7 protein-coding genes and 3 tRNA genes are annotated in these 9218 nt (G+C 65.8%); 6 read left to right on the top strand and 4 right to left on the bottom strand.

Going from position 1 to position 9218, the window contains the following annotated elements:
- Together E3T37_RS14255 and E3T37_RS14250 are read right to left on the bottom strand one after the other, a co-directional pair.
- On the bottom strand, positions 1–884 hold an 884-nt coding region (locus E3T37_RS14255), incomplete at its 3' end, for an NlpC/P60 family protein (RefSeq protein ID WP_134367900.1).
- A complete protein-coding gene (locus E3T37_RS14250) occupies positions 877–2304 on the bottom strand; it encodes a M23 family metallopeptidase (protein ID WP_241994580.1) in 1428 nt (475 codons plus the stop codon). The genes E3T37_RS14250 and E3T37_RS14255, both read right to left, overlap by 8 nt.
- 239 nt (positions 2305–2543) lie before the next feature.
- Here E3T37_RS14250 and E3T37_RS14245 point away from each other — a divergent pair.
- The 3 genes from E3T37_RS14245 to E3T37_RS14235 all read left to right on the top strand — a co-directional run bounded on the left by E3T37_RS14245 (position 2544) and on the right by E3T37_RS14235 (position 2942).
- A tRNA-Glu gene (locus E3T37_RS14245) sits at positions 2544–2616 on the top strand.
- 109 nt (positions 2617–2725) lie between these two features.
- A tRNA-Asp gene (locus E3T37_RS14240) sits at positions 2726–2799 on the top strand.
- 70 nt (positions 2800–2869) lie between these two features.
- A tRNA-Phe gene (locus E3T37_RS14235) sits at positions 2870–2942 on the top strand.
- A gap of 65 nt (positions 2943–3007) precedes the next feature.
- Here E3T37_RS14235 and E3T37_RS14230 read toward each other — a convergent pair.
- Complete coding sequence (locus E3T37_RS14230) at positions 3008–4072, bottom strand: Gfo/Idh/MocA family protein (protein WP_134367898.1); 1065 nt, start codon at positions 4070–4072, stop codon at positions 3008–3010.
- A 394-nt stretch (positions 4073–4466) separates the two neighbouring features.
- On the opposite strand from E3T37_RS14230, the gene E3T37_RS14225 reads away from it, so the two are divergent.
- The 3 genes from E3T37_RS14225 (at position 4467) to E3T37_RS14215 (ending at position 8182) form a co-directional block, all read left to right on the top strand.
- Positions 4467–6005, top strand: coding sequence for a sugar transferase (locus E3T37_RS14225; protein ID WP_241976097.1), 1539 nt, complete (start codon positions 4467–4469; stop codon positions 6003–6005).
- 44 nt (positions 6006–6049) lie between these two features.
- Positions 6050–6508, top strand: coding sequence for an adenylyltransferase/cytidyltransferase family protein (locus tag E3T37_RS14220; protein WP_241976099.1), 459 nt, complete (start codon positions 6050–6052; stop codon positions 6506–6508).
- A 243-nt stretch (positions 6509–6751) separates the two neighbouring features.
- The gene (locus tag E3T37_RS14215; RefSeq protein ID WP_134367894.1) at positions 6752–8182 is read left to right on the top strand and encodes a family 16 glycosylhydrolase; all 1431 of its coding nucleotides are present in this window, start codon (positions 6752–6754) and stop codon (positions 8180–8182) included.
- A gap of 75 nt (positions 8183–8257) precedes the next feature.
- Here the strand turns inward: E3T37_RS14215 and E3T37_RS14210 are convergent, their stop codons facing one another.
- Positions 8258–9187 carry a glycosyltransferase family 2 protein gene (locus E3T37_RS14210; protein ID WP_134367892.1) on the bottom strand — a complete coding sequence of 310 codons (930 nt, stop codon included), beginning with the start codon at positions 9185–9187 and terminating at the stop codon, positions 8258–8260.
- Positions 9188–9218: the final 31 nt, after the last annotated feature.

The raw sequence follows: 9218 nt of genomic DNA, 5'->3' as shown, positions 1-9218 counted from the left end.
GCTGCGGGTGCCTGGGCCCCGGCTCCCGGCGAGGCGGCCGGTGCCTTCGCCGCGGCGGCGGCCTGCTTCGCTGCGGCGGATGCCTGCGCCCGAGCGAGAGCGGCGGCGGCGGCCACGGCATCCTGACCGGCCTGGAAGGAGCGCTCGGCCTCGGCCGTCGTGTCCTTGAGGAGCGCCAGCTGCTCGAACAGGTCGTTCGACCTCTTCTGCTCCGTCTGGAAGGCCGCCTCCGCGACCTGGGCGGCCGCGGTTGCGGCGTCGTAGGTGGTCACGGACTCGGCCGAGAGGCGGGCACGTTCCGCGGTGGCGGCGGTGGCCTGCTCGCCCAGAGCCTCGGCGGTGTTCTTGTCCTGCACGGCCTGGTTGTAGATCGTTTCGGATTGCTCGCCCAGCTTGCTGGCCGTGCCCAGCTGGTGCAGCAGGTCGTCGGCGCCGTCCCCGTTGAGGAAGAGATTGAGCGACAGGTCCTGCGCCCCCGTCTTGGCGAGGTGGGCTGCGATCAGACCGGCCCGCATCCGGGATGTCGCCGCGCGCTTATTCGCGGACGTGGCCTGGCCCAGCAGGCTGGCCTCGCGAACCGTGGCGGCGTCAAGATCGTCCCGGGCCACTCGATAGGCCTCGGCGGCGATCCGCGACGACTTCGACGCGGCATCCGCCCGCACCTGCAGGTCGCCCAGCAGCCCGGTGATCGTGACGATCTCGGCCTGCTTGGTCGCCTCGCTCTGCTTGGCCTTCTGCACGTCGTCCCAGCTGGGATACCCCGGTTCGGCGAACGCCGCCGGAGTAACTCCTGCTGCGGATGCCGCGACCGCCCCGACCGCGACGGCCGCGAACAGCCGGGCGGGAGTGTGCCGAATCGAGCCTCGGGCGGTGTCTTTAGCCAAGGGAAGCTCCTCGGTCGGCCATGAACGGAGCAGGGTTGATCTGGTTGCCGTTGGTGCGAACCTCGAAGTGCAGGTGGCAGCCGCTGGCCGCTCCCGTTTCGCCGACGCTGGCGATCCGCTGCCCGGCCGAGACGCTCTGGCCGTTCGAGACACCGATGCCTCCGGGCCGGATGTGGGCGTAGCCGGTGGATATCCCGCCGGCGTGCTGGATCAGGACGAAGTTGCCGTACGTGCCGTACCCGCCCGCATAGATCACGGTGCCGCTGCTGGCCGCGTAGATCGACGCGCCGCAGCCGGCGCCGAGGTCGGTGCCACTGTGGAAGCCCTTGCTGCAGCCGTCGCTGCCGCAGATCACCGCGCGCGGACCGTAACCATCCGTGATCCGCCCATTGGCGGGAACTGCCCAGCCGCCGCCGCCGACCGATCCGCCGCTGCTTCCGCCGCCACCACCGCCGCCGCCGCCGCTACTGCTGCCGCTGCTACTACTCCGGTTGGCGGCCGCTGCCGCTGCCGCGGCGGCCGCTCTGGCTTCGGCCGCGGCCTGCTCCACCCGCACCCGCTCGGCCTCGATCGCGGCGAGGCGGGCCCGCTCGATCACGCCGGCCTCGTACCCCGCCGCCGTCGTCGCCTGGGCGTCCTGCATGAAGGCGAGCTGGGCGTTGAGCTCGATGCTCTTCGCCTCCGACTCGGCCAGCGCGTCGGTGGCGGCCTGCGCGGCTTCCTGCGCCGCGACGAGGGCGGCCTCGGCGGCCACCCGCAGGGTTTCACGTTCGGATTGGGCGATCTTGGCCTGGTCGCCGAGGGACTGGGCCGCGTTCCGTGCGGTCTGCGCCTCCTCGTAGACGCCGGTGCTGCGCTCGACGAGCTTGCTCATGCTGCCGAGCTTCGACAGGAGCGCATCCGCACCCTCGCTGCTGTCCTGGCCGTCGAGGAAGAGGTTGACGCTCAGATCGGTACCGCCCGTGCGGTAGAGCTGCGCGGCCAGCTGGCCGGCCTGGCGCGTGGCCGTCTGGGCAACCGCGGTGCTGGCGTCGGCCTGCTGCTGCAGGTCGACGGCACGGCGGCTTGCCTCGTCGAACTTCTCCTGGGCGACCTGGAGTTCGGCGCCGCGCGCCTCGGACTCGGCCTGCGTCTGCTTGACCTGGTCCTGCAGATTCGCGATCAGGTTCTGGATCTGGGTGACCTGCGTCGCCGCCGCCGCCGTATTGGACTTGGCGTTCTGCAGGTCCTGCCAGGTCGGGTAGTCCACGGCCTGGGCGGACCCAGCCGGGCCGACGAGCGTGACACACAGGGCAAGGGCCGCGATGAAACCGGTGATCAGACTCAGAGGTCGACGACGGATGCGGGCACCCCCAGGTGACCGGAGACCTCCCAGTCGCTTCATTGCTTCGCGGCCATTCGGATGTGCCGTGCGCTTCATTACTCCCCGATCGGGCTCGTTAATCACAGCAATCACTGTGTTAACTCTTCTTCACAGTAACAACATGAGGTTATAAACACCCCTCCTGAACCTAAACCGGCTCCACCCAACCGGCCCGCAATTCACGGGCGTGGCGGCACGAGACGTCGCTAGCGACACGCTCACGGGACACGATTTGGGATTTCCCGGCAGCAGACCGTATGCTTATGCGTCGGAAGCCATGCGGTTTATGGCGTCTTGGCCCCATCGTTTAGCGGCCTAGGACGGCGCCCTTTCACGGCGTTAACACGGGTTCGAATCCCGTTGGGGCTACGCAAGAATGCAAGTCTGAATGTGCAAGAATGAACGAGTACGAAAAACGCAGTAAAAGCTCAGCAGTGAAAATCAGTTGGTTCAGAAGATCGATTGATTCTCATCACGAGGCCCTGTAGCGCAGTTGGTTAGCGCGCCGCCCTGTCACGGCGGAGGTCGCCGGTTCAAGTCCGGTCAGGGTCGCAAAGGAAACAAGCCCTTTCGAAAGAAGGGGTTTTTTTCCTTGGAAAGCGACTTCTCGAGGTTTCTTTCTGGCCCTGTAGCTCAGTTGGTAGAGCGTTCGACTGAAAATCGAAAGGTCACCGGATCGACGCCGGTCGGGGCCACTGAAGGTCACTCCCAGGCTTCTACTGGGGTGGCCTTCTTTTTTTGTCCCGGGGCCTCACCGTGCTCACGCAGGCCCCCGCGCCGCCAGCCGATCTTCGTCGAGTGCCCGTGCGGAGCCGGCCGTAGCCAGACTCCGGGTCGCCGCTTCCAGCACGGATAGCACCCGAAGCCCCGCCTCACCGTCGGTGCGCGGCGCCCTCAGCTGACGGATGCTGTCCGCGAACTCGCAGGCCATCGCGCCCAGCGCCTCCAGCTCGGAGACTATCGGCGACCCGGGGTTCCCCGGTCGATAGGGAAGGGTCGCGGTCGTCTGATCTGCCCCGTCCAGGGCCTGCGAGTCGAAGTCCCCGCCACGGTCATAGACGCTCACCGTCTGTTGTGGGTTGAGGTCGTCCCACAGCACGGTGCATTTCGTGCCACCGACGATCATCCGGCGGATCCTGGTGGGGCTGAGCCGATTGACGTACACCTGGGCAGTGGCACCGTTCGCCAGAGGCAGGAGAAGGTATCCGACGCAGGCCTTACCCGTCCCGAGCGGGTCGTCTCCCTGCGCGGACACGCTCAGTGGCCGGAGTCCGCCCGGCAGGATGAAATCGAGGACGGACAGATCGTGGGGTGCAAGGTCCCAGAACACGTCCATCTCCGGTTGGATGAGGCCCGGTTCGATGCGCAGGGAATCAATGAACAGGATGTCGCCGAGCGAGCCCTCCTGGATCAGGTCCCGGATCGTCAGAACGGTCGGCGCGTAGCAGTAGGCGTGGACCGCCATCAGCACCAGGCCTCGCTCAGCGGCGGCCCGCACCATGTCGCGCCCGCGCGCCCCGGTGTCGGCGAGGGGCATTTCGACCATGACGTGTTTACCGGCGCTGAGGGCGGCCCTGGTGATGCCGTGATGCGTCCGTGCCGGGGTGGCGACGGCCACAGCGTCCAGGTCTTCGGCGTCCAGCAGTTCGCTGAGGGCCGTCACCGCCCGTGCGCCGTCAAGCGTGTCTGCCACCTTCCGAGCGCGGTCGCGGTCGATGTCGCAGATGGCGACAAGCTCCCAGCGGGGACTGTTGTGAAAGTTTCGGGCCAGGTTCGCCCCCCGAGCCCCCGCGCCGATGACGGCGATGCGCAGCTTAGGAGTCACTTTTTCCCAATCCTGATGTGCGTTGAGTCAACGGGTGAATGCGTCGCCGGAGAGATGAGGTTTACTCACGACGCAGAGGGTGCCACGGGTTGCCGTCCCGCGCACCCCCCCTTTTCGGGGTACGAGCCGTCCCGCGCGTTCCGGGGTATGGTCGGCCCGCAAGCAGTTGAATTTTCATCATTTATTTTTTCGCCCGGGCAATCTCGTTCCCTAGACGGGAGCGCCCGGGCGCTGCCAGTCCCGATCTGTACACCCGAGATGCAGGGGGATCCGTGAACACGTGCGTAACGTGTCGGCTCTTTTGTCGACCCATTTTGACCGGCCCCACCCAGGCCGAACTCCGAGCGCTTCATCGCGCCCAGCCCCGCATGACCGGTGGCGGGGTGAGGCTACCGTGACGGACCCACGACCGCACCTGCCCTTCGCGGGGCGTCTCCCTCTCGCCCAGCCGAAGCTTGCACTGGTGCCGGCACCGGCGCTCGAGGCCCCGGTCAGCGTCGATGCGAAGACCTCCGGCCTGGTCTGGGCCAGGCAGTTCCGCGCGAAGCTCCTCGTCAGCGACGCGGGTGTCGTCATGGCCGCCGTGGCGGCAGCCCTGCTCGTCAGATTCGGCGGCGAGGGCGCCCGGGCATCCGTTGGCGGGTATCAAGCCGACTACTGGCTTGTTGCGTTGCTCATCGCGCTCAGCTGGATCGCGACCCTGGGAGTCTTCCACACCAGGGACAAGCGCGTCATCGGCATCGGGCCGACGGAGTACAAGCAGGTCATCAACGCGAGTGCGCTCGCCTTCGGGCTGCTCGCCATCGGCTTCCTCGCGTTCCAGGTCGATGTCGCGCGCGGCTTCTTCGTGCTCGCGCTCCCCCTCGGAATCTGCGGCCTCGTCCTGGAACGCTGGCTGTGGCGCCGGTGGCTCCTGCGCCAGAGGCTTTTCGGACACTACCTGGCGCGAGTCATCGTGGTCGGCAACTCAGCGGACGTTGAATACGTGGTCGGACAGATCGAGAAGGCCGGCGCCACCTATTACGTGGTCGGGGTCGCGCTCGTGAACGGTTCGAAGGCGCCGGTGACGAAAGGAAACCGAACCATTCCGGTGGTTTCCGACCTCGCACATGTCGCGGTCGCGGCCGCCGAGCTCGCCGTGGACACCGTGATCGTCGCGGGCCAGCCCGCCGGCGGGAGCGAGTACATCCGCACTCTCGGCTGGGAGCTGGAGGGGACGTCCGCCGAGCTGGTGCTGTCCAACCAGCTGACGGATGTCGCCGGTCCCCGCATCCATTTTCGGCCGGTCGAGGGGTTGCCCCTGATCCACGTTGAGATCCCGCAGTTCGAGGGTGCAAAGCACGTGGCCAAGCGCGTCCTCGACATCGGCGTGTCCGGGATCTCACTCCTCTTCTTCTGGCCGCTCCTGGTCGCCATCGCGATCGCCGTCAAGGTCGACTCGCCCGGCCCCGTCCTCTTCCACCAGGAGCGGTGCGGACGCAACGAGCGCACCTTCCAGATGATCAAGTTCCGCTCCATGGTGCAGACGGCGGAGGACGACCTCGCCGGCCTGCTCGACCAGAACGAGGCATCCGGAGCGCTCTTCAAGATTCGCAATGACCCGCGCATCACCCGGGTCGGACGGGTGCTCCGCAAGTATTCGCTGGACGAACTGCCCCAGCTCTGGAACATCCTGATCGGGAACATGAGCCTCGTCGGGCCGCGCCCCCCGCTCCCGATCGAGGTGGAAGCCTACGAGAGCCACGTGCACCGTCGCCTGTACATCAAGCCAGGCCTGACCGGGATGTGGCAGGTCAGCGGCCGGTCGAACCTGAGCTGGGAGGACAGCGTGCGGCTGGACCTCTACTACGTCGAGAACTGGTCGCTGGCCGGTGACCTGATCATCATCTGGCGCACCTTCAAGACGGTCATGCAACCGGTGGGTGCGTACTGATGAATTGGCCGCGCGGCAGACCCCGAGAACCAGGAACGGAGCACGTGGGAACTCAACGAATCGGCTACGCCGGTGGCGCCTATGACCTTTTCCACATCGGGCACCTCAACATCCTCAAGCACGCCAAAAGCCGGTGCGATCACCTGATCGCGGGTGTCGTCTCGGACGAGATGCTCAAGATCACCAAGGGCAGGGCGCCGATGATCCCCTGCGCCGAGCGGATCGAGATCGTCCGTCACATCTCCTTCGTCGACGAAGCGGTGGAGGAAGACGTGCTGGACAAGCTGGCCGCGTGGCGTGCGACGCCGTTCGACGTCTACTTCAAGGGCGATGACTGGAAGGGTACCGAGCGTGCTCGCCGCCTTGAGGTCGAGTTCGCCAAGGTGGGCGTGGTGATCGAATATTTTCCGTACACGATGGCAACCTCGAGTACTCTTCTTCGGCGTGCGCTGGAGCAACTCGCGGAACCAAATCTGGACGCGAGAATCGGCGGATCGGGTTAGGCCCCTTGTCTGCCCCGGGCCCACGAGCCTGCGGTGGAAGCCTGTGAATGCCCCGGCAAAGGCCAGAGAAAATGGGGCATACCAGTAAAGTGATCATGCCTCACGAAGTAAAAGACTCCGCGAGAAACACCCCAGACTCCGCGGAGAGAGGAAAGGGCTCCCGCACGCCATTGAAAAACACGCCCCACGGCGCAAAGATATACTGCCGCCAGGCGTGAAGCCTGTTTCGCGGCTGGGAGACACATGTTAATAGAAAAGCCAAGACGCTCAGAAACAATGAGCGCCAGGCCCGGCTCGGGCAAACGGAGAGTCTTCTTCGCTGTTGCGGCAACGGTGATATCTGCCGTCGGCGCAGTGAGTCTCACCGCACCTGCCGCCCAAGCGGCCACGATTGCCGTCGTGAACGGCAATTTCTCATCAGGCACCGCCGGCTGGGAAGGCGCAAGGAATACCCGCCTCGCCGCAACCGCCAATGGTCTGAACGGAAGCGCAGGGGCTCGATTGACGAACACCTCCAGCGCTGCCGCGACGGTGACGCTCAATGATGTCGTCGACTCGGCATCCGGTTTGATCGCAGGTCACACCTACGAGGCCACGGCGTGGGTCCGTGCGGAACAAGCGAACCAGGGAGTCATCCTTCGGCTGCTCGAAGAGGACGCCTCGTCCAGCGTCATCAGCAGCGGTCAGTCCTGGCAGTGGCGCACGGACACAAAGTGGGAGCGAATCACCACTGCCTACAAGGCCACGCGAACGTCCACCACTCTGAATATCAACGTCCTCGGTGCCAAGCTGTCCCCTGGAAACGCTCTCGTCATTGACGATGTGACCCTCGTCGACACCACCAACGCCGCACCGGTTCCTGCTCCTGCTCCAGCTCCAGCTCCAGCTCCGGCCCCGGCCCCGGCCCCGGCCGGATGGAACCTGGCCTGGGCGGACGAGTTCAACGGATCAACGGTCAACCGTGACGCCTGGAACGTCGACAACAACTCGACCTATGGCGATGGCAACAACGAGCTTGCCTGCCTGATGGACCGCCCGGAGAACGTCAACGTCTCCAGCGGCGTGCTGACCATCACCGCCCGCAAGGAAGCCACCCCGATCAAGTGCGGCACCAACGACCCGCGCTTCCCCGGGGGGCGTTCGTACACCTCAGGCATGCTGAGCACCAAGAACAAGGTGGACTTCGAATACGGCCGGTTCGAGATCAGCGCCAAGACGCCGCTCAACCAGGGCACCTCCAAGGGGCTGTGGCCGGCATTCTGGATGCGGCCGACGACGGGTGGAATCGGTGAACTCGACATCCTCGAGGCTGTCGGTACTGCCAAGGGCGAGGCCTTCAGCGCCAACCAAATCTCCCAGACCATCCACTACGACTACGTGGGAACACACCCCAGGCAGGTCACGAACTACGACCTTCCGGTCGGCACCACGGCGGACGGATTCCACGACTATGCCGTCGAGTGGGCACCCGGCTCCATCAAGTGGTACGTCGACGGCGTGCTGACGTTCGAGCGCAACTTGTCCACAACCTCCTGGCTTGACCAGGCCTTCGTCAAGCAGTTCTACATCCGGCTCAACATGGCCGTCGGTGGAAACTGGCCTGGATCACCGACCGCGGACACAGTCTTCCCCGCGGCCTACCAGGTTGACTACGTGCGGGTCTACAAGCGCTGACCCCAGCGACTCGCCAACGTCCCAGCCCTCACCGGTTTTCTCCGGTGAGGGCTGGGCCGTCGGTGTCGAGCCAGGTCACAAACCACGGCCACTCCGGTTGACGGCGCTGACGAGGGCGCCCGCCGGTACCAGTCGCGCGGCAATCGCCATCGCGGCGTACGCACGAAGTTGGGAACGGTCGTGGCGGAGGGTGCTTCGTGCCCAGCGGAATGCCTCACCGTGCTCCCCGAGGGCCGCCAGCGCAAACGCAATCTGACCCTCTATACGAGCCGAGCCCTGCGCGCTCTGGGCGAATTCCGGATGCTTGCTCAGCAGGTAGGTGAGTCCGTCTGCGATGCCGCGCCACTTCCCGGCGAAGAACGATGTCCGGTTCCAATGCACGATGACCAGCGGCTCGCCCACCCCGAGAATGTGACCGACTCTCGCCGCGCGGAGGAGGAAGTCGTAATCCTCGCCGTAGGAGGCCGGCAACTCCTCGTCGACCAGCCCGATTCGCTCCACCACATCGCATCGCCGCATCAGGAACGAGGACGGGTGAATCTCCGTGGTCCGAGAGCGGATGAGATCCGCAAACTCCGTTCGCTCCGGTGGTAGCCGGTCCACCATCCGCCCGGCGGTGGCGATCCGGATGCCCGTCGCGACCAGCACCGCCTCCGGATCGCCCGTCCAGGCCTCGATCTGCCGGCGAAGTTTGCCGGGCAGCCATTCATCATCATCGTCACAGAAGGCGATGAGATCCCCCGTCCCCGCTTGGATCCCGGTATTCCGGCCGCCGGCAAGCCCCGGCGTCCGTGTGTTCGGCACAGTGCGGACATGCCGGCGCACGGCGGGGATATCGATGTCTTCCAGCGGGTCGACAGCAGTCTGGTCGAAGACGATGGTCAGGGTGATCTCCCCGCCGTAATCCTGACAAAGGATGGACCGCACCGCGGCCCGCAGCAGTTCCGGCCTCCCTCGCGTGGCGATGATGACGTCGACGCTCTCTGGCGCACTTTCCTTCAACATTTCGGGCCACCTCTCCGGTTAGTGAACGACA

The organism is Cryobacterium sp. TMT2-10 (assembly GCF_004403075.1).
In the GTDB taxonomy this organism is placed as follows: domain Bacteria; phylum Actinomycetota; class Actinomycetes; order Actinomycetales; family Microbacteriaceae; genus Cryobacterium; species Cryobacterium shii.
This window is presented reverse-complemented; position numbering and strand designations above follow the sequence as displayed.

Bases quoted from the DNA above. Each gene is read 5' to 3' on its own strand.
- E3T37_RS14250 (WP_241994580.1), bottom strand. From the start codon at position 2,304: ATGAAGCGCACGGCACATCCGAATGGCCGCGAAGCAATGAAGCGACTG.
- E3T37_RS14215 (WP_134367894.1), top strand. From the start codon at position 6,752: ATGTTAATAGAAAAGCCAAGACGCTCAGAAACAATGAGCGCCAGGCCC.
- E3T37_RS14210 (WP_134367892.1), bottom strand. From the start codon at position 9,187: ATGTTGAAGGAAAGTGCGCCAGAGAGCGTCGACGTCATCATCGCCACG.